This is a genomic window from Kribbella sp. NPDC059898, from assembly GCF_042730855.1.
Lineage (GTDB): Bacteria > Actinomycetota > Actinomycetes > Propionibacteriales > Kribbellaceae > Kribbella.
In genome coordinates, this window is sequence record NZ_JBHWKR010000005.1 from 429,097 (window position 1) to 454,652 (window position 25,556).

At 69.3% G+C, this 25,556-nt stretch carries 22 protein-coding genes; 16 read left to right on the forward strand and 6 right to left on the reverse strand.

The features are described from left to right. The first annotated feature begins 186 nt into the window (after positions 1-186). Entirely contained in the window at positions 187-1,533 is a 1,347-nt protein-coding gene (locus tag ACFV9C_RS19205; RefSeq protein WP_380195284.1) for a hypothetical protein, read from the forward strand. Here the strand turns inward: ACFV9C_RS19205 and ACFV9C_RS19210 are convergent, their stop codons facing one another. Together ACFV9C_RS19210 and ACFV9C_RS19215 are read right to left on the reverse strand one after the other, a co-directional pair. Next, positions 1,534-2,742 (reverse strand): cytochrome P450, encoded by a 1,209-nt coding sequence (locus ACFV9C_RS19210; protein WP_380195286.1) that lies wholly within the window; start codon positions 2,740-2,742, stop codon positions 1,534-1,536. A 147-nt stretch (positions 2,743-2,889) separates the two neighbouring features. Further along, positions 2,890-4,122: an aldose epimerase family protein gene (locus ACFV9C_RS19215; RefSeq protein WP_380195287.1), complete on the reverse strand. Its 1,233-nt coding sequence runs from the start codon at positions 4,120-4,122 to the stop codon at positions 2,890-2,892. 177 nt (positions 4,123-4,299) lie between these two features. Here ACFV9C_RS19215 and ACFV9C_RS19220 point away from each other — a divergent pair, with 177 nt between their 5' ends. The 3 genes from ACFV9C_RS19220 (at position 4,300) to ACFV9C_RS19230 (ending at position 6,546) form a co-directional block, all read left to right on the forward strand. Next, on the forward strand, positions 4,300-4,899 hold the full coding sequence (locus ACFV9C_RS19220) for a cysteine hydrolase family protein (RefSeq protein ID WP_380195289.1): 600 nt from the start codon (positions 4,300-4,302) through the stop codon (positions 4,897-4,899). Positions 4,900-4,903: 4 nt separating this feature from the next. Next, on the forward strand, positions 4,904-5,821 hold the full coding sequence (locus tag ACFV9C_RS19225) for a GlxA family transcriptional regulator (RefSeq protein WP_380195291.1): 918 nt from the start codon (positions 4,904-4,906) through the stop codon (positions 5,819-5,821). A gap of 65 nt (positions 5,822-5,886) precedes the next feature. After that, positions 5,887-6,546 carry a hypothetical protein gene (locus ACFV9C_RS19230; protein WP_380195292.1) on the forward strand — a complete coding sequence of 220 codons (660 nt, stop codon included), beginning with the start codon at positions 5,887-5,889 and terminating at the stop codon, positions 6,544-6,546. Here ACFV9C_RS19230 and ACFV9C_RS19235 read toward each other — a convergent pair. Beyond that, positions 6,536-7,237, reverse strand: coding sequence for a hypothetical protein (locus tag ACFV9C_RS19235; protein WP_380195293.1), 702 nt, complete (start codon positions 7,235-7,237; stop codon positions 6,536-6,538). The genes ACFV9C_RS19230 and ACFV9C_RS19235 overlap by 11 nt on opposite strands. Before the next feature lie 128 nt (positions 7,238-7,365). On the opposite strand from ACFV9C_RS19235, the gene ACFV9C_RS19240 reads away from it, so the two are divergent. The 3 genes from ACFV9C_RS19240 to ACFV9C_RS19250 all read left to right on the forward strand — a co-directional run bounded on the left by ACFV9C_RS19240 (position 7,366) and on the right by ACFV9C_RS19250 (position 13,987). Next, complete coding sequence (locus ACFV9C_RS19240) at positions 7,366-9,195, forward strand: S8 family serine peptidase (RefSeq protein ID WP_380195294.1); 1,830 nt, start codon at positions 7,366-7,368, stop codon at positions 9,193-9,195. A gap of 82 nt (positions 9,196-9,277) precedes the next feature. Continuing rightward, positions 9,278-10,240: an LLM class F420-dependent oxidoreductase gene (locus ACFV9C_RS19245; RefSeq protein ID WP_380195296.1), complete on the forward strand. Its 963-nt coding sequence runs from the start codon at positions 9,278-9,280 to the stop codon at positions 10,238-10,240. A 117-nt stretch (positions 10,241-10,357) separates the two neighbouring features. After that, a complete protein-coding gene (locus tag ACFV9C_RS19250; RefSeq protein ID WP_380195297.1) occupies positions 10,358-13,987 on the forward strand; it encodes a S8 family peptidase in 3,630 nt (1,209 codons plus the stop codon). Between the two features lie 111 nt (positions 13,988-14,098). On the opposite strand, the gene ACFV9C_RS19255 is transcribed toward ACFV9C_RS19250, so the two are convergent. Then, positions 14,099-15,472, reverse strand: a complete 1,374-nt coding sequence (locus tag ACFV9C_RS19255) for a lytic murein transglycosylase (RefSeq protein ID WP_380195299.1) — start codon at positions 15,470-15,472, stop codon at positions 14,099-14,101. Positions 15,473-15,730: 258 nt separating this feature from the next. Here ACFV9C_RS19255 and hemL point away from each other — a divergent pair, with 258 nt between their 5' ends. Genes hemL through ccsB form a run of 6 tightly spaced genes read left to right on the forward strand, consistent with a single transcriptional unit; the run spans position 15,731 to position 21,588 of the window. Next, positions 15,731-17,053: a glutamate-1-semialdehyde 2,1-aminomutase gene (hemL, locus tag ACFV9C_RS19260; RefSeq protein ID WP_380195300.1), complete on the forward strand. Its 1,323-nt coding sequence runs from the start codon at positions 15,731-15,733 to the stop codon at positions 17,051-17,053. 37 nt (positions 17,054-17,090) lie between these two features. Then, positions 17,091-17,714 (forward strand): histidine phosphatase family protein, encoded by a 624-nt coding sequence (locus ACFV9C_RS19265; RefSeq protein WP_380195514.1) that lies wholly within the window; start codon positions 17,091-17,093, stop codon positions 17,712-17,714. Further along, on the forward strand, positions 17,714-18,274 hold the full coding sequence (locus ACFV9C_RS19270; RefSeq protein WP_380195302.1) for a TlpA family protein disulfide reductase: 561 nt from the start codon (positions 17,714-17,716) through the stop codon (positions 18,272-18,274). The genes ACFV9C_RS19265 and ACFV9C_RS19270 overlap by 1 nt, the downstream gene beginning before the upstream one ends. Next, positions 18,274-19,017, forward strand: coding sequence for a cytochrome c biogenesis CcdA family protein (locus ACFV9C_RS19275; RefSeq protein ID WP_380195304.1), 744 nt, complete (start codon positions 18,274-18,276; stop codon positions 19,015-19,017). The genes ACFV9C_RS19270 and ACFV9C_RS19275 overlap by 1 nt, the downstream gene beginning before the upstream one ends. A 1-nt stretch (position 19,018) precedes the next feature. Next, complete coding sequence (locus ACFV9C_RS19280; RefSeq protein WP_380195306.1) at positions 19,019-20,602, forward strand: cytochrome c biogenesis protein ResB; 1,584 nt, start codon at positions 19,019-19,021, stop codon at positions 20,600-20,602. Next, complete coding sequence (gene ccsB, locus ACFV9C_RS19285) at positions 20,599-21,588, forward strand: c-type cytochrome biogenesis protein CcsB (RefSeq protein ID WP_380195308.1); 990 nt, start codon at positions 20,599-20,601, stop codon at positions 21,586-21,588. The genes ACFV9C_RS19280 and ccsB overlap by 4 nt, the downstream gene beginning before the upstream one ends. Positions 21,589-21,597: 9 nt before the next feature. On the opposite strand, the gene ACFV9C_RS19290 is transcribed toward ccsB, so the two are convergent. After that, positions 21,598-22,053, reverse strand: coding sequence for a hypothetical protein (locus ACFV9C_RS19290; RefSeq protein WP_380195310.1), 456 nt, complete (start codon positions 22,051-22,053; stop codon positions 21,598-21,600). Then, positions 22,053-22,793, reverse strand: coding sequence for a hypothetical protein (locus ACFV9C_RS19295; RefSeq protein ID WP_380195312.1), 741 nt, complete (start codon positions 22,791-22,793; stop codon positions 22,053-22,055). Before ACFV9C_RS19295 ends, ACFV9C_RS19290 begins: the two co-directional genes overlap by 1 nt. A 94-nt stretch (positions 22,794-22,887) precedes the next feature. Here ACFV9C_RS19295 and ACFV9C_RS19300 point away from each other — a divergent pair, with 94 nt between their 5' ends. The 3 genes from ACFV9C_RS19300 (at position 22,888) to ACFV9C_RS19310 (ending at position 25,535) form a co-directional block, all read left to right on the forward strand. Further along, positions 22,888-23,139 carry a DUF4229 domain-containing protein gene (locus ACFV9C_RS19300; RefSeq protein WP_380195314.1) on the forward strand — a complete coding sequence of 84 codons (252 nt, stop codon included), beginning with the start codon at positions 22,888-22,890 and terminating at the stop codon, positions 23,137-23,139. Positions 23,140-23,318: 179 nt separating this feature from the next. After that, positions 23,319-23,915: a TetR-like C-terminal domain-containing protein gene (locus ACFV9C_RS19305; RefSeq protein ID WP_380195315.1), complete on the forward strand. Its 597-nt coding sequence runs from the start codon at positions 23,319-23,321 to the stop codon at positions 23,913-23,915. A 57-nt stretch (positions 23,916-23,972) separates the two neighbouring features. Beyond that, on the forward strand, positions 23,973-25,535 hold the full coding sequence (locus ACFV9C_RS19310) for an MFS transporter (protein ID WP_380195317.1): 1,563 nt from the start codon (positions 23,973-23,975) through the stop codon (positions 25,533-25,535). Positions 25,536-25,556: the final 21 nt, after the last annotated feature.

A 25,556-nucleotide genomic window follows, 5' to 3' on the forward strand; every position in this document is an offset into this window, starting at 1 on the left:
CATGTTCTCAGCGGTGAATTCGGAGGTTAGAACCCGGACAAGACCGGGGATGGTTCGAGACGTTTCCGGATTCGCCTCCCCTTTCGGGGCCGGAAACCGGTAGCCTCTTGCAGCGCGCTATGGGGGCCGCCGTACCACCCAACCGACGAACTGCCGGAGAGCCCAAACCGGTCAGGAGTGCACGTCTTGCAGGAGAACACCAGCAGCACCAGTACTGGCGAACTGGTCAACGTACCCCTCACCGGTGCGGACAAGGTCGCCTACGCTTTCTACGCGACCGCGGCTGCCGCGGCGCTGGTCGGCCAGGTCTGGGCCGGCGTGACCCACATCCCCTGGCCGAGCGACGGCTTCTCGCCGTTGCTCAAGATCATTCTCGTCACGCCCGCGGTCGCGGTGCTCGAGCTCGGCGGTGTGGCCACCGCGGCGCTCGCCGACCTGCGCCGGCGCAAGGGCGAGCAGGCGTACGCGTACCGCGCGATGTCGTTCTTCGCGGCACTGGTCGCGGTCGTGTTCAACGTCGTCGGGCACTGGCGCCCGGAGGAGCGGTTCCTGGCTTTCGGCTTCGGCGGCCTGTCCGCGTTCGCGTACGTGCTCTGGCTGATCCACAGCTCGGCCCGCCGCCGCGACGCACTGCGCCGTGCCGGGCAGATGCGCGACACCGGCCCGGTGTACGGCGTCGTCCAGTGGGCCCGCGAGCCGCGGGTTACCTGGCTGGCCCGGTCGCTGGCGATCGAGCACGGCTACACGTTGTACGAAAGCCTGCGGGCGGCGCACCACCAGATCCGGAACCGGAGCCGTCGCGAGGCGATCGCCGGGACCGTCGCGGAGTACATCCGGTCCGAGCACCAGGACGAGCGGCTGGCGAAGATCGCCGAGACGACGTACGACCCGGACCGGCTGGCCGGGATGCTCGAGGAGCGGATCAACTACGAGGTCATCACCAGCAAGCTGACGAAGGCGATCTCGCCGCCGCCGGAGCCCGAGGAGCGTCCGGGCGTACCGGCCGCCGTCTGGGTGCTCGAGGGTGGGCAGCCGCGCCGTGCGGACGGCACCGGCGTGGGGTTGCGCGACGACGACGCCTGGACCGGTGAGCTGATGGCGATCGTCGACCCGGACCCGGCCGACAGCGGGAACGTGTCCGAGGCGGTCGTCGTCGAGGACGAGAGCGAACCGCAGCACGTGGTGAACGGTACGGCGAGCAGCCTCAAGCCGTTCGCCCCGCAGCCGAAGGCCGAACCGCTGGTGGAGAAGCCCAAGCCACCGTCGCCCTTCGCCGGCCCGACGGACCCGCAGCCGCCGGCGCTGATCACCACTCCGAAGGCTGCAGAGCCGGTCGAAGAGGAACCGGAAGAGCCGACCGATCTCGAGAAGAAGCGCATGCGCGCGTGGAACATGCTGGCCGACTGGCCGGAGGGCCACGAGCGAACCGCCGCGAACCTGGCGAGGGCGGTCAGCTGCAGCGAGCCGATGGCGAAGCGTTTCATCGAGCAGTACGAGACCGAGCACGGTCTGGTGTTCAGCTCGCAGAACTGATCACCGAACTGCCGGTGGACCGCCCAGGTTCACCGGCAGTTCTGCGAGGCCGCTCACCAGCACGCGACGCCACTCGAGCTCTTCGGCCGGCTTCGCGAGGCTCATTCCCGGGAACCGCCGGACCAGCGCCAGCAGCGACTCCTGCAGTTCGATCCGCGCCAGTTGCGCCCCCAGGCAGAAGTGCGGGCCGTAGCCGAACGACAGGTGCTTGTTGTCCGCGCGATCCAGCCGCAGCTCGTCGGGTGCGTCGTACGCGCGTGGATCCCGGTTCGCCGAATTGAGCGCGGCCATCACACCCTCGCCGGCCTTGATCTGTACGCCGTGCAGCTCGACGTCCTCGAGCGCCACCCGCAGCTGACCGACTTCGCTGAACCGGTTGAAGCGCAGCAACTCCTCGATCGCGGACGGGATCAGGCTCTCGTCCGCCACCAGCCGCGCCCAGTTCTCCGGCCACCGCAACAGCGTCGCGACGCAACTCGAAATCTGGTTCGCCGACGTCTCGTGCCCGGCGACGAGCAGATTGACGCCGAACGCAATCAGTTCCTCCTGACTGAGCCGGTCGCCCTCCTCGCGGGCACGCACCAGCTCGTCGAGCAGGTCCTCGGCCGGGGCGTCGGTGTTCGCGAGCTTCTTGGTGACCAGGTCCTCGATGTACGCCGTGAGGCTGGTCATCGCGTCCTCGACCAGGTCCTTCTCGGCCATCTTCATGCTGTACCCGAGCTCGGTCCACTCCCGGAACCGCGCGCGGTCCGCGTACGGTACGCCGAGCAGCTGGCAGATCACCTGGATCGGCAGCGGCAGCGCGACCAGCTGCCGGAGGTCGGCACCGTCACCGGCCCGCGCGACGTCCTCGGCGAGCTGCGCGGACAGCTCCGCGACCCACGGCCGGGTGCGCTCGATCTTCCGGTGCGCGAACGTTGGTACCACCAACCGTCGCAGCCGGGTGTGCTCCGGCGGGTCGGTGGTGGTCAGGCTGTTCGGCATCGGCTTGGCCAGCGCGACCCGCGGCGCGCCCTGCTTGACCACCGCGGCCCGCGAGAACCGCGGGTCGGCCAGCACCAGTTTCACGTCGTCGTACCGCGTCACCAGCCAAACCTCCGCACCGGCCAACGTGCGCACCCGGGCCACCGGCCGACCTTCCCGCAACTCCGCGAACGTCGGCGAAGGGTCAAACCGAAACGCGTCCTCGAACGGAATCTGCAGCACCATGGCTCGACCCTACGAAAGTTAGGCAACCCTTGCTTGCGGCTTCGGCGCGTCGGGTGCGGATCTCCAGGCCATCACAATCGCCGTCCGGCGGGCGCACCGGGCGGGCGCCGATGCCGGCGAGCGGATTGTGATGGCCTGGAGATCCGGCTACTTCGTGCCGAAGGTGTAGATGGTGGTGGATTTGTAGGTGTCGCCGGGGCGGAGGACTGTGGATGGGAAGTTGGGGTGGTTCGGGGAGTCGGGGAAGTGCTGGGTCTCGAAGGCGAAGGCGTCGCCCTGGCGGTAGGCCAACTTGCCGATGCCGAGGAAGGTGCCGTCGAGGAAGTTGCCGCTGTAGAACTGCACGCCGGGCTGGTCGGTGCGGACCTCGAGGGTGCGGCCGTGCTCGGGTTCGGTGAACCGGCCGGCGAGGCGCAGGCCGTCCTTGTCCGGTTGGCCGCCGAGCACGAAGTTGTGGTCGTACCCGCGGCCGAACACCAGCTGCTCGTGGTCGCCCCGGAGCCGGGCGCCGATCGCGGTCGGCCGGCCGAAGTCGAACGGCGTACCGGCGACTTGGGCGATCTCGCCGGTCGGGATCAGCGTCGCGTCGACCGGGGTGTACTTCGGCGCGTTCAGCTCGAGGACGTGGTCGTAGATCGTGCCGTTGCCCTCGCCGAGCAGGTTGAAGTAGCAGTGGTTGGTGAGGTTCACGATCGTCGACTTGCCGGCGACCGTCGCGTGGTAGTCGATCCGCAGGTTGTCGCGGGTGTCGAGCGTGTACGTGACGGTGCTGGTGAGCTCACCGGGAAAGCCCATCTCGCCGTCCGGGCTGACGTACGTGAACGCGACGCCGACGGTCGAGTCGTCCTGGACGACCTTCGCCTTCCAGACCTTCTTGTCGAAGCCGATGGTGCCGCCGTGCAGCGCGTTCTCGCCGTTGTTGACCGGGATCTGGTACGCCGTCCCGTCGAGCGTGAACTTGCCCTTGGCGATCCGGTTGCCGTACCGGCCGATGGTGGCGCCGAAGTACGGGCTGAGCTTCGCGTAGTCCGGCAGGTTGTCGAAGCCGAGGCTGATGTTCTCGGTCCGGCCGCGGCGGTCCGGGGTCTCGATCCGCTGCAGGGTCGCTCCCCAGGTCAGCATCGAGATCGTCACCCGGCCGTTGGTGAACGTGTACACGTCCACACCCTGGCCGTCCGGAGTGGTGCCGAACGGGTCCTTGCGGATCTCGAGCTTGCCGTGGTGTGCGCCCATACCGTGCAACTTATCCGGCGTACCAGTCGTCGCGGCGGTTCGGGTGGCCGCTTCCGCGGTGCTGCTGAGAGCGCCCGCGGCGGCGGCACCGAGGCCCAATGCGCCGGCGGTCCGGAGGACCTGGCGGCGGGGCAGGTGTTCGGGCATCGCAATCCCCTCAATCGTTGTAGAACCTGACCTGGGCACGATAGGACGGCGCTCGATTGTTTGGAACAGTTCGTAACGGTTCGAATTCGTCCGATCTCTTCGGCGTGACCAGATCCGTCCGCCACCCGCCCCGATCGAGCCTTCAGCGGTACGCCGTTCCGCGCGCATCCTGGTGGCATGAGCCGAACCGCACTGATCGTGATCGACGTCCAGGAATCGTTCCGGGTCCGCCCGAACTGGCAGCTGGTGAACCACCCCGACATCGCCGACCGGGTGCAGCGCCTGGTGGCCGCGGCCCGGGCGCGCGACGAACTGGTGGTGTGGGTGCTGCACACCGAGCCCGGCACCGGCGGCGCGTTCGACCCGGCCGAGGGACACGTCCGGCTGATCGACGGACTCGAGCCGCTGCCGGGTGAGCCGGTGATCAGGAAAACCTCGCACAACGCCTTCACCACCACGAATCTGCAGCAGTTGCTGACCCAGGAACGTGTGTCCGAGATCGTCGTCTGCGGTATCCGGACCGAGCAGTGCTGCGAGACCACCGCCCGGGTCGGCTCCGACCTTGGGTACGACGTCGTGTTCGTCACCGAGGCGACCGCGACGATGGCGCTCGCGCACTGGTCGATCCGTGAGCAGGCGTCGGTCGAGGAGATCCTCGCCGACCCGCGCACGCTGACCGCGGACCAGGTCGCCGAGCGTACGGAGTACGTGCTGGCCGGCCGGTTCGCGACCGTCCGCACCCTCGACGAGCTCACCGGCGTACCCGTGGCATCCTGACCGAATGCGTCCTACTCGAGTGGTCTTCGTACTGGTGCCGCGACTCCACTTACTCGATCTGGCCGGCCCGGCGCAGGTGTTCACGACCGCGAACGACTTCGGCTACTCCTATGAGGTCTCGTACGTGGCGGAGTCCGACGAGGTCGCAACCGCCCAGGGGGTGCCGTTGCGGACGCAGTCCGAGTGGCCGGAGCTGGACGCCCGCGACCTGATCGTCGTACCGGGCTGGCGGTCGCCGCGGCTGTCGCCGGAGCCGCCGATCGGGCCGGAGTTCCGGCGCCGGCTGCGGGCGCACCACGCGGCCGGCGGATCGGTCGCGAGCGTCTGCTCGGGCGCCGACGCGCTCGGCTGGGCCGGCCTGCTCGACGGGCGCCGGTTCACCACCCACCACGACCTGACCGACGAGCTGGCCGCCCGGTACCCGCGGGCGACCATCGTCCGGGACGTGCTGTACGTCGAGGACGACCGCGTGATCACCTCCGCCGGTATCGCGAGCGGCATCGACCTCGCGCTGCACCTGGTCGCCGTCGGCCGCGGCGCAGAGGCGGCCGCCCGGGTGGCGCGGGAGATGGTGGTGTACGCCCGGCGGAACGGCGACGATCCGCAGGAGTCCGCGATGCTCCGGCACCGCGACCACCTGAACGACCTCGCACATCGCGTCCAGGACGTGATCGACGCCCGGTACGCCGACCGGCTCCCGCTCGCCGAGCTGGCAGGGGACGTCGGCGTCAGCGAACGCACGCTGACCCGGATCTTCACCACCGCGACCGGGCTCACGCCGCTGCGCTACCAGCAGCTGCTGCGGGTGGAACGCGCCGAGCACCTGATCGGCCACGGCAGCACGGTCGAGTCGGCGGCGCGGACGGTCGGCTTCGACAGCCCGCGGATGCTCCGCCGGTTGCGGTCCCGTACTTCTGTCTAGACCGGAACAACTTTTCCGGTGGCCAACGCGTCTACTCGTGACAAGCGATCAACGAGGAGACAGATATGAAGGTTGCTGGGGGCATCCGCCGGGGCGCGGTTGTGACAGGTGTGGCGACGAGTGTGCTGGCGGTCGGGCTCAGTGTGCTGGCGGCCCAGGGGGCGGACGCGGGAACGACCTCGGCCAGCTCGCTGAGCCGGTCGCAGCTGCTGACCGTCGGACAGGTGAAGCAGGCGGACGCGCGCCGCGCATGGAGCACGCAGGTGGACAAGGGGCTCCTGCCGCGGACGTACTGCGGGCCGGCGTCGACCGAGGGGAAGCACGTGGCGGCACGGATGGCGCGCGGGTTCACGGACGAGATGGACGCGTACGGGGCGCAGTACGTGAGCCAGTACGCGAACGCCGCGAGTGCGCGGGCGGCGTACAACTCGGTGATCGCGACGCTGAAGACCTGCACGTACAGCAAGCCGGCGCCCACGCATGCGCGGAAGATCACCGAGAACCGGGTGGTGAAGGGGGCCTCCGGAGATCTCACCCAGGTGATTCGCTGGTACGACTACCCGAAGCCGAACGACCCCGGTAGCGAGGCGGGCGGCTTCCCGTATGCGGTCACGCTGAAGGGTCGCACCGTGTCGGTGCTGGCCTTCCGCGAAATGGGGCCCGGGGTGCCCGCACCGAACTTCGACAAGCTCGCCCGCGCGGCGGCGGCGAAGATCACCCGCTGACCCACTCGACCAGTCGCATGTGCGGCCGGTTCCCGGTGGCGAGCTCCGCGCGGACCAGTTCGGCGTTGCTGACAGCAACCGTTCCGTACGGCGTCGCGCGGCGGCTCGCCACCCAGTCGATCAGCTCGGCCGGGCGCGCGATGTCGCCGGTGAAGTGCAGCAGGTTGAGGTACCAGATGTCGCGCCGGGTGGTCTCGTACCAAGCATCCGGCCCGAGCTCGGTGGTCAGCCGATCGCTGAAGGTGTCGGCGGCGGGGTCGAGCGGCTCGGCACACGCCATGATGGTCCCCGGGGTGAGTGTGAGCCCGGTGACCCGAAAGCTCGCCGGCCAGCCGGCTGGCTCGCCGGAGGGGCGGGTGTCGGCTCCGGCCCCGCCCCCGCCAGGGCGACTGGTTGCCCGGGTGAGGGCGGACCGGTAGCGGGCAGCGGTCGGGTCGTTGGTGGGGATGTGTTCGCGGCGGGGCTCGAGGGCGCGGACGGTCAGGTGAGCCGAACCCAGTTGGCCGGTCTGCCAATGGCCTGGACCGGCGAGGGCGGCCGCCTCCTGTGTGAGTACGTCGAGTGATCGCGCGAGCGCCGTACCGGGATCAGGTCGCAGCACGACCGACAGCGGCCAGCGGCCGCCCTCGCCGGGAACGGCCTCGCGGTGGTGGGTCCCGGCGGCGATCCGTGGGGCCGCGAGGGTGAACAAGTGGTCGAACTTCGTGGTCGCGATGGTGAAGCCTCCTTCGGAGAGGTACGACGCAAGGACTGGACAGGTGGTTGGTGGGTAGATGACTGTGGGTCGCGACCGCTCAGGAGGGGGAGAGGACTCACCGAATGAAGCTCCGCTACGTGTTCAGCAGCATCATGTTGATGGTTCCGTTGGCGATGGTTGCCCCGGCGACCGCCGCACCGCAGCCCGAGGCACCGCAGGCCCAGGCACCCGATCCGGCCGCCGTGAAGGTGCCGTCGATGCTTCGGGACGCCGCCAAGGCCGCGGCCGCCAAGCAGGCCGGTGTCGCCGCCCGTTCGATGGGTGTCGAGAGCAACGGCCGGATCGGCGTCCAGGTGTACGCCGCCGCGCCGGTCACCGCTGCGCAGCAGGCCCAGTTGACCGCGCTCGGCGTCTCCGTCGAGAAGAACGCGGCCGACTTCACGAGCAAGATCGCCCTGCCGACCACCGGCCTGGTCTCCGCGTCCGTCCCGTACGACAAGCTTGACGCCGTCGCCGCGCTCGACTGGGTCAGCGCGCTGCGCCCGGCGCTGCGTCCCGCGGTCGACGTCGGCCCGGTCACCGCCGAGGGCGTCCAGCTGCACCAGGCCGACAAGGCCCAGGCCCGTGGCCTGACCGGCCGCGGCCAGAAGGTCGGCGTGATCTCCGGCGACGCCGACCACGTCGCGGAGGCGATCGCCGCCGGTGAGCTGCCGCCGGACACGCAGGTGCTGCAGAGTGCGTCGTACAACAACGACGAGGGCACCGCGATGATGGAGATCATCCACGACCTCGCGCCGGACGCGAAGCTGGCGTTCGCGAGCACGCTCGACACCAATGCCGACTACTTCCAGGCGTTCCACGTCCTGGCGAACGCGGGCGTCACGATGATCGCGGAGGACATCGCGCTCGACGACGAACCGGTGTTCCAGCAGGGGCTGGGCGCCGCGACCGCCGAGGCGCTCGCCAAGCACGGCATCTGGGTCAGCTCGTCGTCCGGCAACCTCGGCAACCGGCACGCCCCGCGGGTGACCGCGGTCGGCACCGGCAAGGGCCCCGACGGCGTCACCGGTCCGTACACGGGCTGCCCGAAGGACCCGGACAACGTCGTGAGGCTGCGCGGCAACGACACGACGTACGACCTGAACCTGCTGCCCGGCGCCGGGGTCATGCCAACGCTGCAGTGGAGCGAGCCGCGGGCGATCTACCCGACCGCCGGACAGGGCGGGTTCACCGACCTGAACCTGTACGTGATGGACAGCACCGGTACGAAGTGCCTCGCGTCCAGCACGAACGTCCAGGCCAACGGCGTCGGCGACACGATCGAGCAGCTCCAGTACTTCAACACCACGTCCGCCGCGCAGCCGGTGAAGCTGGTGGTGAACGTCGCCGGTACGTCGACCGCGCGGAAGGCGCCGATCCTCGACCTGCGCTGGCGGGCCCTGTCGGCCGGTGTCCAGACGCTCGATCCGACCGACGCGGCCGGCTCGCTGAACCCGGACTCGAACTACACGATCTTCGCCACCAGCGCGGGAGCCGTGAACGCGAGCGTGTCCACCGACCCGAAGACCTCACCGGTGGAGCCGTACAGCGCGGCCGGTCCGGTGCAGCTCGTCACCACGACCCGCTGCCCGGGCAACCGCCTAGGTCCGTGCACCGGCATCCCCGGCGCCGGCGCGCTGAGCTTCCCGGCACCGAACTGGCTGGCCGGCGACGGTGAGTCGGTCAGCGGTGCGGGCGGCTTCGGCTCCGGTAGCTGCCCGACGACGACTGAAGGTGCCTGCCGCTTCTTCGGTACGTCGGCGTCCGCGCCGACCGCCGCGGGTGTCGCGGCGCTGACCCGGCAGCAGTTCGGCGGCCGCCTCGCCCCGGTGGCGCTGAACGTGCTGCTCGCGGCCAACGCCGTACACCGGAGTGAGCCGGGCTCGGGAGCCGGGGTGCTGAACGCGAATTAAGAAGTCGTAGTGGTCCGATTGAGAACGAATTCAGTACTCGTATTCATGGACCGATGCCGCCATCCCCGGAAAGGATGGCGGCATGACTACACGTTTCGGGGTATTCGTACCGCAGGGCTGGAAGATGGATCTGGCGGAGATCGCGGATCCGATCGAGCAGTGGGAGGCGATGACCGACGTCGCCAAGCGCGCGGACGAGCAGTCCTGGGACTCGATCTGGCTGTTCGACCACTTCCACACGGTGCCGGAGCCGAGTGACAACACCACGTTCGAGTGCTGGAGCGCGACCGCCGCGCTGGCCCGCGACACCAAGCGGGTGAACATCGGCCAGATGGTCGGCTGCAACGGGTACCGGAACCCGTCGCTGTACGCGAAGATCGCGTCCACCGTCGACGTCGCCAGCCACGGCCGCCTGTACGCCGGGATCGGCGCGGGCTGGTACGAGCACGAGTGGAAGGCGTACGGCTACGAGTGGACCGACATCCCGACCCGGATGGCGGCGTTCCGCGAGGCGACCGAGATCATCTACAAGATGTGGACCGAGGACAAGCCGGTCTACAACGGCAAGTACTACTCGATCGACGCCCCGATCAACGAGCCGAAGGGCGTCCGCAAGCCGCACCCGAGCTTCTGGATCGGCGGCGGCGGCCCGAAGGTCACGCTGAAGCTGGTCGCGCAGTACGCCGACGCCGCGAACATCGGTGGCGGCAACCCGGAGACCTTCAAGGAGAAGGCGGACATCCTCCGCGGCCACTGCCAGAAGCTCGGCCGGGACTACGACGAGATCATCAAGTCGACGAACTTCAACATCTTCCCGATCGACAAGGGTGACGACCCGCAGAAGGCGACCGCGAAGGCGCTCGGGCCGATGAACCGGGAGAAGTTCGACCGGGACAACCTGATCGCCACCGAGGACGAGATCGCGGACAAGGTCGAGGCGGTCCTCGAGGCCGGCGCCGACTACGTGATCTTCTACGTCCCCGGCGTCGCCTACGACCTGGACCTGCTCGAGCGCGCCGAGCGGATCGCGAAGCGGTTCGCCTGACCGGTACCGGTCATGGCGGATGTAGGTCAGCGGTAGTGGTGGACTGGGGCCGCGGGCGACTGTGAGGCTCCTGACGATGGCCTCGCGTGGGTCGGGGCATCGGGAGGTGTCCGCCTAGTGTTTCCCCGATTGTCCCGGGCCGCGACGGGTCTGCTCGCCGCGACGGTCGTCGGTTCCCTGCTGCTGCCGACCACCGCGAATGCCGGACCACCCACCGGCACCGCACCGGGCGTCGTCCAACCGACGCCCGGTGCGACCAGCAAGCGCATCACCTTGGTCACCGGCGACGTCGCCGAGCTGACCACGAACTCGGCCGGCCAGGTCTCGGCCCGGCTGCTCGACGACGAGCCGTACTACTTCGGCACGTTCGACGGCGAGGTCACGCTGATCCCCGCCGAGGCGTACCCGCTGCTGTCCGCGGGCCGCCTCGACAAGCGCCTGTTCAACCTGACCGAGCTGGCCGCCCAGGGGTACGACGACGCGAGCAGCGACAAGCTCCCGCTCCTCGTCACCGGCTCGGCCGCCACGCTGCGCAGTACGGCCGCAACGGTCCGCCGTACCCTCCCCAGCGTCGGGAGCACCGCGGTCTCGGTGCAGAAGTCCGACGCGAAGGCGTTCTGGGACGGCGTCAGCGGTCCGGCCACGTTCAAGTCGAGCGACTTGAGCAAGATCTGGCTGGACGGCCGTACGCATGCCACCGACGAGCAGTCGATGCCGCAGATCGGCGCGCCGACGGCCTGGAAGCAGGGGTACGACGGTCACGGCGTGAAGGTCGCCGTACTGGACACCGGGTACGACTCCGGGCACCCCGACCTTGCCAAGCAGGTCGTCGCGTCGGAGAGCTTCGTCCCGGACGAGGCGGTCCAGGACCTGCACGGCCACGGCACGCACACCGCGTCAATCGTCGCCGGCCTCGGTACGGCGTCCGACGGCAAGCGGAAGGGCGTCGCGCCCGGGGCCGAGCTACTGATCGGCAAGGTGCTCGACAACGGTGGCGGCGGGTACGACTCCGAGGCGATCGCCGGTATGGAGTGGGCCGTCCAGCAGGGCGCCAAGGTGATCAGCATGAGCCTCGGCGGGCTGCCGTCCGACGGCACCGACCCGATGAGCGAGGCGGTCGACCGGCTGGCCAAGTCCAGCGGCGCGCTGTTCGTGATCGCGGCCGGCAACTCCGGCGCCGAGCAGACCGTCGGCTCGCCGGGCGCGGCGTCCGAGGCGCTGACCGTCGGCGCCGTCGACCAGAACGACAAGCTGGCGAACTTCTCCAGCCGCGGCCCGCGCCTCGGCGACGGCGCACTCAAGCCCGAGGTCACCGCTCCGGGCGTCGAGATCGCCGCGGCCCGCGCAGCCGGTACCGAGCAGGGCCACGTGCTCGGCCAGTACTACACGGCGATGAGCGGTACGTCGATGGCGACACCGCACGTCGCCGGTGCGGCCGCGATCCTCGCGCAACGGCACCCGGACTGGACCGGCCCGCAGCTGAAGGCCGCGCTCGCGTCCACCGCCGTACCGTCCGCGGGGGCCCGCACCGACCAGCAGGGCCTCGGCCGGATCGACATTCCGAACGCGCTCGACCCGAAGGTGCTGCCGGACACCGCCAACCTGTTCTTCGGCGACCTGTCCTGGACCGGCCCGACCGCCCCCGCGCCGGTCGACCGTACGGTTGCCTATCGCAACAACTCGAACCACCCGGTGACCCTCACGTTGTCCGTCGGCGCGCAGTCCCCGGCCGGCGTACCGGCTGGCCTCACGGTGAGCCCGGCCCGGTTGACGATCCCGGCCGGCGGTACGGCGTCCGCGACCGTGACGCTCGACCTCGCGAAGACCCGGGCCGGCGACTACGCCGGCGTACTGACCGCGAAGGCTGGCGGTACGGCGTACCGGACAGGGCTCGGGTTCGCGGCCGGTGGGCGGCTGAACCAGGTGACCGTGAAGGCGATCGGCCGCGACGGACAGCCCGCCACCACGAAGGCGGGCGCGAGCGGTGTCCAGCTGTGGAACCAGGACACCGGCGACGTCACCGCGATCGCGTTCGACCAGACCGGCAGCCGGACCCTCGACGTACCGACCGGGCGCTACAGCGTGATGGCGTACGCGGTCGGCGGCGACGAGGCCAACTGGGCGAACTCGCTGACGTTGCTCGGCGACCCGGACGCGTGGATCGACGGCGACCGGACGTTCACGTTCGACGCCCGGACCGCGCACAAGGTGACGATCAAGACGCCGAAACCGGCCGACGCACAGAGCATCGGCGTCGCCTGGCACCGCAAGGTCGGTGACCGGGACGCGGTGTCCGGGTGGGCGTTCAACGGCAAGATCGCGAACGGCGTCTACGTCCAGGACTTCGGAACGGTTGCCAACGGCACGTTCCAGGTCGTGCAGCGCTGGGACCTGGCGCAGCCGCAGCTGACCGTGAAGCTGCCCGGCGGCGGCACGCTGCCGAGCCCTGGATCCGGTTCCTCCAGGACCGTGTACGTCGGGAACGAGACGCTCCCGCTCTACAACGCCGGTGACGGCACGGCCGCCGAGCTGACCGGGGCGAGCGGCAAGATCGCGCTGATCCGGTGGGGCGGATTCAGCAAGACGACCGCGCAGGTGCAGGCCGCGAAGGCAGCCGGAGCCAAGGTCGTGTTCCTCTACAACGAGGCGCCTGGCTACTGGTCCACCGGCACCGAGCAAGGCATCCCTGTCTACACACTGAATTCGAACCAAGGCAAGCAGCTGTTGAACGGCCCGACGTCGCTGCAGCTGAGCGGCGTCCGCGACAGCACCTACCGGTACGACGTGGCGCTCGGCCCGTCGGTGGTGAAGGGCGGCCTCACGTACGACGTCGCGAAGATGAACCCGGCCGCGGTGACGACCGACTTCCAGCAGAACGACGCGTTCTGGCTGCACAGCGACAAGCGGGTCGCCCACCTCCCGGGGATCGCCACGGGGCTGACGGCCTCCCGGTCGATCGCGGCCGCGGTACGGCGGACCGACTACCTGGTCAGCGACGTGAAGGGCGTGACGTGGGACGAGCAGACGTCCGCGGGCGACTGGAACGAGACCGGGTTCGAGTCGACGATCCCGCGGGCGTACAAGCCGGGGGAGCAGGTAACCCGCGGCTGGTGGGAGCCGCTGACGCGTCCCGCCGTACCGGGGTTGTCCGACGCGCCGGGTGACGTGGCGCAGGGGTGGCCGCCGGCGCGGTTCGAGAACGCGCTGCGGATCGCGATCCCGCAGTACGTCAGCGGGGACCGGAGTGTGTTCGGCTGGGGCGATCGCGGCGACGTGACGGCCATGACGCTGAGCAGCAACGGGGTCCAGTTGGGCAGCAAGAACTGGTCGGTGGCGCAGTTCGCGGTCCCGGCGAAGGCGGCCTGGTACGACCTGACCCTCGACCAGCAGCGCGGCCCGAACAGCTGGGCGAAGACCTCGACGTCGACGCACACCCAGTGGCACTTCCTGTCGGCACCGGCGAAGAAGACCGCTGTCCTGCCGCTGGTCCAGGTCGACTACAAGCACACGAACGGGACGCTGGAGCTCACCCCGCGCTACCAGCCGGGTGTGCGCGGGATCGGTCTGTTCCGCACGACGGCGGAGATCTCCTTCGACGGAAAGACGTGGCAGAAGCTCCCGCTGGCCGGTTTCGGAACGTTCCGGACACGCGTTCCGGCCGGTTCCTACCCGAGCCTCCGGGTGACGGCCACGGATCTGATCGGGAACGGCATCACGCAGACGATCGACCGCGCCTGGGTGAGCTGAACGTTAAAAGGCGACGCCACGAAGCTGGGGGGAGATGCTCCGTGGCGTCGCCAGGGGCGCGCCAAGGGAGGGGTGGGGGCTGGCGCGCCGGTCTTCGGTTGGATGGGAGTGTCAGCTCCCGAGGACGCCTCCGCCGAGGACGCCCAGCAGGCCGAGCAGTGAGAGCAGGTTACGGATCACCTGGTCCACGGCCTTCGTGCCACCGGTCTGGTAGGCGGTCACGCACTTCTGCAGCTGATCCTGGGTCGGCTTGGTGATCGTCACCTTCGCCATCTGGGTCTGGCAGTACGTGGTGGCCGTCTGCAGCTCCTGCAGCGTGCTTCCGACGGTACCGACGATCAGGCCGGCCGCCGTCTTCAGGGTCGCGAGCCCAGGCGCCGGCGGTGTGGTCTTCGTCGGCGTCGTGGGCCGTGCGGTCGGCTTGGTCGGGTCGGGCGTCGGGATCACCGGCGGCGGGGTCGACGTCGGCCGGTCGGTGGGCCGGTCCGTCGGCCGCTCGGTGGTCGGTGGCGGGGTCGACGGGTCGGTCGGCCGGGTGCCGCCGCGCTCGTCGGTGATGATCGGCGTCGGGGTCGGCAGGTCGATCGCCTTCGGCAGGTCCTTGTCCGACGGCGGGTCGATCGTCTGGTCGCCGATCTGGTCGCCGGCCTTCAGGTCCCCGTCACCCGACGTACCGTTGCCGACCGCCATCCAGCTGCCGCCCGCGTACGCCTTGGCGATGCTGATCACCAGGTCGGCGTACTGCTGCGAGTGGTTGTAGCGCAGCACCGCGGCGTTCAGGTCGCTCGGGTTGGACAGGTCGGTCTTGCCGGAGCACAGGTACACCCCGGTCGACATCGCCGCGTCGTTGATGTCCTGCGGGTTCCGCACGCCGTCGCCGTCGCCGTCCACTCCCACGGCTCGCCAGGTGCCGGGGATGAACTGCATCGGGCCGACCGCGCGGTCGAACGCACTGTCGCCGTCGAACGCCCCCGCGTCGGTGTCGGCGATCTTCGCGGTCCCGTTGGAGCCGTCCAGCCGCGGGCCGAAGATGCCCGGCACGGCGACGCCGTGCGAGTTCAGCGAGTTGCCGCCGAACCGGCCGTGGTTGGACTCGACCCGGCCGATCGCGGCCACCAGCGTCCACGGCAGGTGACAGCCCGGGTCCGCCTGCGCCAGCACCTGCTGGGCGCGCGAGTAGGCCTTCAGTGCGGCGTTCGGAATGCCGTTGCTGGACAGCCCGGAGACCACCTGGGTCGGCTGCTCACCGGGGTCGACCCCCGGCCCGACGGTGCCCGGCACCGGAACGTTCGCCGGCTGCGCGATCGGCTGCTTCGGCACGACGACCGAGGTGTTCCCGGACAGTCCGTTCTCCAGCGACGCGGTGGCGATCGCCGGATTGTCCGTGGCACTGACGGTGAACGCGCTCGCGAACAACGCCACCGGGATCAGCGGCGCCACCTGACGCCAGCCGCCACTCGTGGCGCGGCGCTTGCCCTTCGCCATCGATGAATCCCCTCCGTGACTCAACGACTCGTCCGGCCCCACGCTGCGGACAGTCTTTGTGTCAATGTCGGTTGCCCGTCGTAATAGGTCTAACGTCCGCCCCGTTGCGTGGGTTACGCGCCGGACCCAGACCGTGTACGTGCGGTCACCGGGTACCCATACTGGCGCGTAACAAAGCCTGTGTGAACCCCTTGCGAACGATCGGGGCCGGAAATCTGCCCTGCCCTGGTGATCGGCCCGGGTGACCGCGGGGGGAGAATGGCCGGCGTGCCCGATCACACAGAACAGTCCGCCAAGCTCTTCGACAGGGCCTCCACTGTCACCCCGGGCGGGGTCAACTCTCCGGTCCGGGCGTTCCGCGCCGTCGGCGGCGTCCCGCGTTTCATGGCCTCCGGTGACGGATGTCACATGACCGATGTCGACGGCAACCGCTATCTCGACCTGGTCAGTTCCTGGGGTCCGCTGCTGCTCGGCCACGCGCACCCCGAGGTGATCGCCGCCGTCCAGGCCGCGGTCGCCCGCGGTACGTCGTACGGGACGCCCACCGAGACCGAAGTACTGCTCGGCGAGGAGATCGTCGCGCGGACGCCGGTGGACAAGGTCCGGCTGGTGTCGTCCGGGACCGAGGCGACGATGTCCGCGCTGCGGCTGGCCCGCGGGTTCACCGGCCGCGCCAAGATCGTGAAGTTCGCCGGCTGCTACCACGGCCACGTGGACGCACTGCTCGCGCAGGCCGGTTCCGGCGTACTGACGCTGGGCATCCCGGGGACGCCGGGCGTCACCGAGGCCACCACGGCGGACACGATCGTGTTGCCCTACAACGACCAGGCGGCCGTGACCGCGGCGTTCGCGGAGTACGGCGACCAGATCGCGGCCGTGATCACGGAGGCGTCGCCGGGCAACATGGGCGTCGTACCGCCGCGGGACAACTTCAACGGGTTCCTTGCCCAGATCTGCCAGGACAACGGCGCGCTGTTCATCTCCGACGAGGTGATGACCGGGTTCCGGATCACCAGGTCCGGCTGGTACGGCGTGGACGGCGTACGGCCGGACCTGATGACCTTCGGCAAGGTGATGGGCGGCGGCTTCCCGGCCGCGGCGTTCGGCGGCCGCGCCGACGTGATGGCGCACCTGGCGCCCGAGGGCTCGGTCTACCAGGCCGGCACGCTGTCCGGGAACCCGATCGCGACGACCGCCGGGCTGACCACGCTCCGGCTGGCCACCGACGAGGTCTACGCGAAGCTCGACGAGACCTCGCTGACCGTCCAGCGGCTGGTGTCGACCGCGCTGGACAAGGAGGGTGTGCCGCACGTCATCTCCGCGGCCGGGAACCTCTTCAGCGTCTTCTTCGTGGAGTCCTCGGAGGGATCTGCCGAGATCCGGGACTTCGCCGGAGCCAACGCCCAGGTGCTGCCCCGGTTCACGGCGTTCTTCCATGCCATGCTGGACGCCGGGGTCTACCTGCCGCCGAGCGCGTTCGAGGCCTGGTTCGTGAGCGCGGCGATCGACGACGACGCGCTCGCGGAGCTCGAGTCCGCCCTGGCACCTGCGGCCCGCGCCGCGGCCGCAGTAAAGGACTGAAGGGACAGTGGTGACCGAAACGACGGTCGTGCACCTGATGCGTCACGGCGAGGTGTACAACCCAACCGGTGTGCTGTACGGCCGGATTCCCGGATACCACCTGTCCGAGCTCGGCCGGCAGATGGCCGAGCGGGTCGCGGAGCACGTCAAGGGCCGCGACATCGTGCACCTGGTCTGCTCGCCGCTGGAGCGCGCGCAGGAGACGATGGAGCCGATCGCCAAGGTGTTCGGGATCACCCCGGACATCGACGAGCGGGTGATCGAGGCCGCGAACCTGTTCGAGGGCAAGAAGTTCGGCGTCGGTGACGGTGCGCTGAAGAACCCGAGCGCCTGGTGGCTGCTGCGGAACCCGTTCAAGCCGTCCTGGGGCGAGCCGTACTCGCAGCTCGTCCGGCGGATGCGGGACGCGGTCGAGACCGCCCGGGAGAAGGCCGCCGGGCACGAGGCGCTGATCGTCTCGCACCAGCTGCCGATCTGGATCGTGCGCTCCGCGATCGAGGGCCGCCGGATGTTCCACGACCCGCGCAAACGCCAGTGCAGCCTCGCGAGCCTGACGTCGTTCACCTTCCACGGCGACCAGATCGTCTCGGTCGGGTACTCCGAACCGGCGAAGGACCTGCTGCCGGTGAAGCACCCGAAGAAGTTCGTCGGAGGCGCGTGATGCGACGCGTGGGGTTGGTGATCGCCGGACTGCTGCTGATCACCGGATGCAGCTCAGGCCAGCAGGCAGCACAGAATCGCCAGGGCCAGGCGGGTTTCGTCAGCGGCAACGGCAACGTGTCGGTGTTCGCGGCCGCCGACCGCAAGGTCGCGCCCGAGCTGACCGGCAAGACGCTGGACGGCAAGACCTGGACCCTGTCCGACCATCGCGGTCAAGTGGTGGTGCTCAACGTGTGGGGCTCCTGGTGCCCTCCATGCCGGAAGGAAGCACCTGACCTGGTCGCAGCCGCCAAGGAGCTGGGGCCGTCGGTGCAGTTCGTCGGGCTGAACACTCGCGACCTCGACCCGGCACAGGCCAAGAAGTTCGTCCAGGAGTTCGGCGTTCCGTACCCGAACGTCTACGACCCGGACGGCCGGGCGCTGCTGCGGTTCCGCGGCCAGATCTCGCCGGCCGCGATCCCGACCACGCTGGTGATCGACAAGACCGGCAAGGTCGCGGGGCGCGTCGTCGGCGAAGTGACGAAGCAGACCCTGCTAGGAATGGTGAAAGACGCAGCCTGATGGGACAGTGGTTCGCCTCGTCGATGACGGGCTCGATGCTGGTGGCGCTGCCGATCGCGGTGCTGGCCGGGGCGATCTCGTTCTTCTCGCCGTGCGTCGTACCGCTGCTGCCGGGCTACCTCTCGTACGTCACCGGTCTGTCCGCCGCGGAGCTCGGCTCCGGGAAGCGCGGCCGGATGCTGGCCGGTACGGCGTTGTTCGTGGCCGGGTTCTCCGCCGTGTTCATCCTCACCGGCGTGCTGTTCGGCAAGGCCGGTGACCTGCTGATCGACCACCAGACCGCGATCACCCGGGTGCTCGGCGGGCTGACCGTCGTCCTCGGCGTGGTGTTCCTCGGCGGCTTCGGCTTCCTGCAGCGCGACGTTCGCGTGCACCGGGTGCCGGCGGTCGGGATCGCGGCCGCGCCGCTGCTCGGCGTACTGTTCGGATTCGGCTGGACGCCGTGTATCGGTCCGACGCTCGGGACCGTGATGACGCTGGCCACCACCCAGGGCAGCACCGGGCGCGGCGCACTGCTCGCGCTGGTGTTCAGCCTGGGGCTCGGGATCCCGTTCATCGTGGCGGCGCTGGCGTTCCGGCGGATGCTGGCCGCGGTGGCCTGGGTCCGCAAGCACCAGCTGCTGGTGATCCGGATCGGCGGCGTACTGATGATCGCGGTGGGACTGCTGCTGCTGACAGGAGTGTGGGACTCGATGACCGCGGACCTTCGGCAGTGGGTCGCCAACTTCGGGTCGGCGGTGTGACATGACCCGTGTCGATCAGGGGGTCAAGGACTCCATCACCGCGCCGACCGGCAACTCCGGCAACGAGCCGCCGCCCGCGCTCGGCCTGGTCGGCTGGCTGCGCTGGACCTGGCGACAGCTGACGTCGATGAAGACCGCGCTGGTGCTGCTGTTCCTGCTGGCGCTCGGAGCGGTGCCCGGGTCGCTGATCCCGCAGACCCCGATCGACCCGATCAAGGTGTCGGACTTCCTCGCGGCACACAAGACGCTCGGCCCGCTGTACGACAAGCTCGGGCTCTTCGACGTCTACAAGTCCGCCTGGTTCTCGGCGATCTACCTGCTGCTGTTCATCTCGCTGATCGGCTGCGTCGTACCGCGGCTGTCGGTGTACTTCAAGGCGCTGCGGTCCCGCCCGCCGAAGCCGCCGCGGAACCTGAACCGGCTGCCGGGTTACCAGAGCTTCGAGGTCGACTCGCCGGGCGACGTGCTGGAGGTCGCGAAGCGGGAGCTGAAGCGCCGCCGGTTCCGGGTCGAGTCGTACGACGGTGCCGTCGCCGCCGAGCGTGGATACCTCCGCGAGGCCGGCAATCTGCTCTTCCACTTCTCGCTGATCGTGGCGCTGGTCGGCATCGCCTGGGGCTCGTTGTTCGGGTACCACGGCACCGTACTTGTTGTCGTAGGCAACGGTTTCTCCAACTCGGTGGCGCAGTACGACGACTTCACGCCCGGCCGCGCGTTCACCGGCGACGCCGACCTGCCGCCGTTCTCGCTGACCGTGAAGGACTTCCAGGTCAGGTTCCAGGAGGACGGCCCGCAGAAGGGCGCGGCCCGCTCCTTCAAGGCGCAGCTGGCCTACCAGGCGACACCGGACGCCCCAGAGAAGTCGTACCTGCTCGAGGTCAACCACCCGCTGAAGCTGGACGGCAGCAACGTCTTCTTGCTGGGGCACGGGTACGCGCCGCGGGTGACCGTCCGCGACGGGCAGGGCAACGTGGCGTTCTCGGGTCCGGCGCCTTTCCTGCCGCAGGACGCCAACTTCTCGTCGTTCGGCGTGATCAAGGCGCCGGACGCGCGGCCGAAGACCCTCGGGTTCGAGGGGTACTTCCTGCCGACCGCCGTGATCGGCCAGCAAGGACCTGTGTCGGTGTTCCCGGACAGCCTGAACCCGGCGCTCGTCATGACCGGGTACTACGGCCGTCCGCAGCCCGAGACCGGGAAGCCGGAGTCGGTGTACCAGCTGGACAAGACGAAGCTGACGCAGTTCACGCAGAACGGTGACAAGTGGCGGTTCCAGCTGGCGCCCGGGCAGAGCGTCGCACTGCCCGACAAGTCCGGCTCGATCACGTTCAACGGCTACAGCCGGTGGGTGAAGCTGCAGATCAGCCACACCCCCGGGACGAACCTGGCGCTCGCCGGCATCCTGCTGGCGATCCTGGGCCTGATGGCCTCGCTGTTCGTGCACCCGCGGCGTACCTGGGTGCGGGTCCGCGAGACCGACGGGCGTACCGTGGTCGAGGTCGCCGGCCTGGACCGGGGACTGGAGCGTGGGCTCGGTGACGAGATCGACGCGATCGTGAAGGCTCTGAGGAAGCAGGAGCAGGTATGAACCCGGCCACTCTGGCATCGCTGTCGAATCTGCTGATCCCGACCGCGACGATCATCTACGCCCTCGCCATGCTCGCCCACACGGCCGAATGGGCCACCGGCCTCCGGGTGGTGCACAAGGAACACGCGAAGCCGAAGGTGCTGGTCGCCTCGGACGGCGCCGAGGTGCCCGCTCAGGGTGTCGATGAGAGCTCGGAGGCCGCGGAGGAGGACGGCTCCTCGCTGCGTGGGGAGCAGGCCGGCCGGATCGGTGTGCTGCTGACCGTGCTCGCGTTCGTGCTGCACCTCGGGGGTGTGCTGACCCGCGGGCTCGCCGCGGGGCGCGTGCCCTGGGGGAACATGTACGAGTTCTCCATCACCGCTTCGCTGGCGGTGGCGATCGTGTACCTGGCGCTGCTCAAGCGTCAGCGGTTGCAGTGGCTCGGGCTCGGCGTCACGTTCGTCATCACCGCGGCTCTCGGCATCGCCGTACTGGCCTTCTACGTCCCAGCCGGTGACCTGCTGCCGGCACTGCACTCGTACTGGCTGGTCATCCATGTGTCCGCGGCCGCGATCGCGGGTGGCGGGTTCACGCTGGGCGGGCTGGCGTCCATCCTGTACCTCATCAAGTCCCGGGCCGAGGCCCGCGACCTCGACGGAAAGCCGATGCCGGCCGCGCTGCGCCGGGTCCCGTCCGCCGCGCGGATCGACGCGGTCGCCTACAAGGTGCACGCCTTCTCGTTGCCGGTGTGGACGTTCGCGGTCCTGGTCGCCGGGCCGATTTGGGCGTACTACGCCTGGGGCCGCGCGTGGGGCTGGGACCCGAAGGAAGTCTGGTCGCTCATCACCTGGGTGGTGTACGCGTCGTACCTGCATGCTCGCGCCACCGCGGGCTGGCGTGGTCGCCGGGCAGCCTGGGTAGCGATCGCCGGGTGGTGCGTCTTCCTGTTCAACTTCGTCGGCGTCAACCTGCTGCTGTCCGGCTTCCACGCGTACTCCGGCCTCTGAGCCGGCGTACTACCAGCAGATCACTCCGGTCTGGTAGCGCCCGACGAGACTCCCGTCGGCATCGTCGTACTGCACCATCACGCCACGCCCGCACACCAGCGGAGCGGCCGGTCGCCTGGTCCCGGGGAACGGGTACTTCCAGGAGTAGTACCTGGTCTGCCCGGCAGCCTGCCTGAACTTCCCCAGGTCGTGGCGGGTTCCGGTCAGGACGGTGCCTTCCTTGTTCACGAACTCCCAGGCGAAGCGGAGCGTGACAGGGTTCCCGCGTTCCTTGTGGTAGCGGATGTTCACCTGCGACACCGCGGAGGTCGAGTAACTGCACAGCCCTGTCTCGAGCCGTCCCGAGGTGAGCCGGTTGCTTGCTCTGTCCTGATAGGTGCCGTACTGGCAGTCGGTGATCCAGTCGGGCGCCGACGGCGTCAGCAGCGTGCCGACCAGAGCGACTGTTGCCGCGATGCTCGGCATCAGAAGGTCTTGTAGGAGGGGTCGGTGCCCTTCTGGAAGTGGACTCCGCTGCCGCTGTAGCTGACGCTGAGGAATCCCCACCCGGCCGAGGCGCTGAATCCGGACTGGCCCTGGTTGTGCTCGTACGTGTACTGCGCTCCGTGGCCGTGCTTGGAGCAGCCCCTGGGCCGGGTGAGGATCACGTCGGTCACACCGTGGTCGGTGACCATCTTGTGCCCGGAGGTCGCGTCCTTGACGGCACTGATCGGCGCGTTGGTCCCGAGACCGCCGCTGTACAGGTACGCCGCATTCGGCGTCTGCTCGTTCGTGTAGTCGTAGGTGCGCGTGATCGTCTGCTTGATCCGGGTGCAGCCGAGCGACAGTTGCACGCTGGAAAGGTCAACAGGCTTGACGCCGCCGACGAAGCCGTCGCGGAAGTCCCAGATCCCGCGGGCCACCGTGCCGACCCAGACGAATCCGACGCTGAGGTTGTCCGCCGGATCCCGGCCGGCCTTGCGCGCCGTCCAGCGCGCGTCGAGAACGCGTTGTGCCTGCGGGCCCGTGAGCGGCTGTGCGAAGCCGTTCAACTGCACCTCGATCCCGGCCCCGGTGTGCTCTCGGGAGACCCGGTCCAGCCCCGCGAGGTCCAAAGGATACGCGACGGCGTAGGCGTACACCGGATCCGGCGTGGGTGCCGCGGCCGCGGTTTGTGCTGGTAGCAAGCAGCAGACGGCGGCGCTCAGGGCAACAGCGAGACGCATGATGGCACCTCTCATAGAGTAGTGGGATTGTCACACACTGTAGTTAGCCTGAGGGTCGTCAGGATGCGCGGCGGCCATGTGTGATGCTGTAGGCGTGAAGGAGTTCGGTATCTACACCGGCCTGCGGGCCGGGCTGTTCGCGGTCTGCTTCGGGATCATGTGGGTCGTGCTGCGCAGCTGGTTGTCGATCTGGCCGATCGCGCTGCTCGCCCTGGTGGTGTCGTCGATCCTGTCGATCTTCGTGCTCCGGGCCGCCCGGGACCGGCTGGCCGGCAAGATCGAGACCCGGGCCGCGAAGATCTCCTCCCGCCTCGAGCAGGCCCGCTCGGCGGAGGACGACGACTAGGGCTCAGCGCCCGCGCGGCAACGCCGTACCAGTGGTCGACTGGTACGGAGAGTGACCTATGCCACTCGTGAATTCCGGGCAAATTCGTTTGTGCATTCCTTCACATGAGTCGTACCGTGGTGGATGAAACGAAACGGTTTCGTTCCATCGTGATGATGTAGCTACGCAGGGTGATGCATGTGGAGACAGTGCGGCAGCGGCCCCGGGTCGAAGGCGGGCGCGAGGAGGAGATCCTCGACGCGACCGTCGCGGTGGTGGCCGAGCTCGGTTACGACCGGCTGACGATGGACGCGGTGGCGACCGCGGCGAAGGCCAGCAAGGCGACGCTGTACCGGCGCTGGTCCACCAAGGCCGAGCTGGTCGTGGACGCGATCAGCCGGGCCAAGGGCTGCCCGATGCCGGAGGACGTCGACACCGGCAGCCTGCGCGGCGACCTGATCTCGATGGCGTGCGGCGACGGCGGGTTCACCGACGAGCTGCCGATGTCGGTGGTGGCCGGCCTGCTGACCGCGCTGCACCGCGACGACGACCTGCAGACGGCCTTCCGGGAGCGCTTCCTGGCGCCCCGGAACGCCCTGACCAGCAAGGTGTACGAGCGTGCCGTCGCGCGCGGCGAGATCGCGCCGGAGGTGGACGTCGAGCTGCTGTCGGTGACGCTGCCCGCGGTGATCATCCACCACGCCTACATCCTCGGCGTCGAGCCGACCGACGAACTGATCCTCCGAGTGATCGACAACGTGATCATGCCTGCGGCGCGGGGGCCGCAGGCGAGCTGACCGGTGAGGGGCCGGTCCGGCAACCAAGACAGTCTGCCCAAGAGGGGAAATATTCTTATGTCCGAAGGAACCATCAACGCCGATCCGCCGGAAGGACGGCCGGCCGACACCGTGGCCGCGGCCCCGGCGAACGGCCACCGCAACCTCGGCATCGCGCTCGCGCTGATCTGCATGGCGCAGCTGATGGTGGTGCTGGACGGCACGATCGTGAACATCGCGCTGCCGCACATCAAGAGCGCGCTCGGCTTCAGTGACGCCTCGCTGCCGTGGGTGGTGAACGCGTACGCGCTGGCGTTCGGCGGTCTGCTGCTGCTCGGCGGCCGGATCGGCGACATCGTCGGCCGCCGCAAGGTCTTCGTGATCGGCGTCGTGCTGTTCGGCCTCGCGTCGTTCGTCGGCGGTATCGCGCAGAGCGAAGGCGTCCTGCTGACCAGCCGGATCCTGCAGGGTTTGGCGGCCGCCATGGCCTCGCCGAACGCGCTGGCCCTGATCACCACGACCTTCCCGGCCGGCAAGGAGCGGAACCGCGCGATGGGCGTGTACGCCGCGATGTCCGGCGCCGGTGCGGCCGTCGGCCTGATCCTCGGCGGTGCGCTGACCGAGGCGTCCTGGCGCTGGACGTTCTTCATCAACACGCCGATCGGCCTGCTGGTCGCCGTACTGGCCTTCCGCTTCCTCGGTGAGTCGGAGCGCCAGAGCGGAAAGTTCGACCTGCCCGGCGCGATCACCGGTACGGCGGGTCTGACCTCGCTGGTCTACGGCCTGACGCACGCGGCCACGAACGGCTGGGGCGACACCTGGACGCTGATCTTCATCTTCGCCGGCCTGGCGCTGATCGGTACCTTCCTGGCGATCGAGGCCCGGTCGCGGCACGCGCTGATGCCGTTCCGGATCCTCGCCAACAAGACCCGCGGCGTGAGCTTCTTCGTGATGCTGATCGTCGGCGCGGCGATGTTCTCGATGTTCTACTTCCTGGGCATCTTCGTGCAGTCGATCATGGGCTACAGCGCGCTGAAGACCGGTGTCTCGTTCCTGCCGTTCAGTGTCGGCATCGTGGTCGCGGCGCAGGTCGCGTCGGCGCTGGTGGCGCGGATCGACCCGCGCTGGATCGCCGGTGCGGGCGGCGTGTTCGTGGCGGCCGGCATGTTCGGGTTCAGCCGGCTGCAGGTGGACTCGACGTACCTGACGCACCTGCTGCCGTACATCCTGGTGCTGTCGTTCGGGATGGGCCTGATCTTCGTGCCGTTGACGCTGACCGCGGTCAGCGGGGTCGCGGCGGAGGACTCGGGTGTCGGGTCCGCCGTACTGAACACGGTGCAGCAGATCGGTGGCGCGGTCGGCCTGGCGCTGCTCGGGACGATCTCCACGAGCGCGATCAAGGACAAGTTCGCCGAGCTGGCCCCGGGCCTGCAGAAGGCGGCGGAGTCCGGGCAGTCGCCGGAGCAGATCAAGCAGCTGCAGGGGCAGTTCACGGCGCTGGCCACGACGCACGGGTTCACCCGCGCGTTCCTGTGGTCTTCGTTCCTGGCGCTCGGTGCGGGTCTCATCACGCTGATCGGCCTGTCGATCAAGCACAAGGACCTCGCCAACGACGGGCAGAGCCCGGTCCACATGGGCTGAGTGCATGGTCGCGAAGGGCCC

Excerpts from the sequence above, each read along its gene's own strand:
- ACFV9C_RS19210 (WP_380195286.1), bottom strand. The coding sequence starts at position 2,742 with ATGGTGCTGCAGATTCCGTTCGAGGACGCGTTTCGGTTTGACCCTTCG.
- ACFV9C_RS19215 (WP_380195287.1), bottom strand. The coding sequence starts at position 4,122 with ATGCCCGAACACCTGCCCCGCCGCCAGGTCCTCCGGACCGCCGGCGCA.
- ACFV9C_RS19220 (WP_380195289.1), top strand. The coding sequence starts at position 4,300 with ATGAGCCGAACCGCACTGATCGTGATCGACGTCCAGGAATCGTTCCGG.
- ACFV9C_RS19225 (WP_380195291.1), top strand. The coding sequence starts at position 4,904 with ATGCGTCCTACTCGAGTGGTCTTCGTACTGGTGCCGCGACTCCACTTA.
- ACFV9C_RS19230 (WP_380195292.1), top strand. The coding sequence starts at position 5,887 with ATGAAGGTTGCTGGGGGCATCCGCCGGGGCGCGGTTGTGACAGGTGTG.
- ACFV9C_RS19240 (WP_380195294.1), top strand. The coding sequence starts at position 7,366 with ATGAAGCTCCGCTACGTGTTCAGCAGCATCATGTTGATGGTTCCGTTG.
- ACFV9C_RS19245 (WP_380195296.1), top strand. The coding sequence starts at position 9,278 with ATGACTACACGTTTCGGGGTATTCGTACCGCAGGGCTGGAAGATGGAT.
- ACFV9C_RS19255 (WP_380195299.1), bottom strand. The coding sequence starts at position 15,472 with ATGGCGAAGGGCAAGCGCCGCGCCACGAGTGGCGGCTGGCGTCAGGTG.
- hemL (WP_380195300.1), top strand. The coding sequence starts at position 15,731 with ATGGCCGGCGTGCCCGATCACACAGAACAGTCCGCCAAGCTCTTCGAC.
- ACFV9C_RS19265 (WP_380195514.1), top strand. The coding sequence starts at position 17,091 with ATGCGTCACGGCGAGGTGTACAACCCAACCGGTGTGCTGTACGGCCGG.
- ACFV9C_RS19270 (WP_380195302.1), top strand. The coding sequence starts at position 17,714 with ATGCGACGCGTGGGGTTGGTGATCGCCGGACTGCTGCTGATCACCGGA.
- ACFV9C_RS19275 (WP_380195304.1), top strand. The coding sequence starts at position 18,274 with ATGGGACAGTGGTTCGCCTCGTCGATGACGGGCTCGATGCTGGTGGCG.
- ACFV9C_RS19280 (WP_380195306.1), top strand. The coding sequence starts at position 19,019 with ATGACCCGTGTCGATCAGGGGGTCAAGGACTCCATCACCGCGCCGACC.
- ccsB (WP_380195308.1), top strand. The coding sequence starts at position 20,599 with ATGAACCCGGCCACTCTGGCATCGCTGTCGAATCTGCTGATCCCGACC.
- ACFV9C_RS19290 (WP_380195310.1), bottom strand. The coding sequence starts at position 22,053 with ATGCCGAGCATCGCGGCAACAGTCGCTCTGGTCGGCACGCTGCTGACG.
- ACFV9C_RS19295 (WP_380195312.1), bottom strand. The coding sequence starts at position 22,793 with ATGCGTCTCGCTGTTGCCCTGAGCGCCGCCGTCTGCTGCTTGCTACCA.
- ACFV9C_RS19310 (WP_380195317.1), top strand. The coding sequence starts at position 23,973 with ATGTCCGAAGGAACCATCAACGCCGATCCGCCGGAAGGACGGCCGGCC.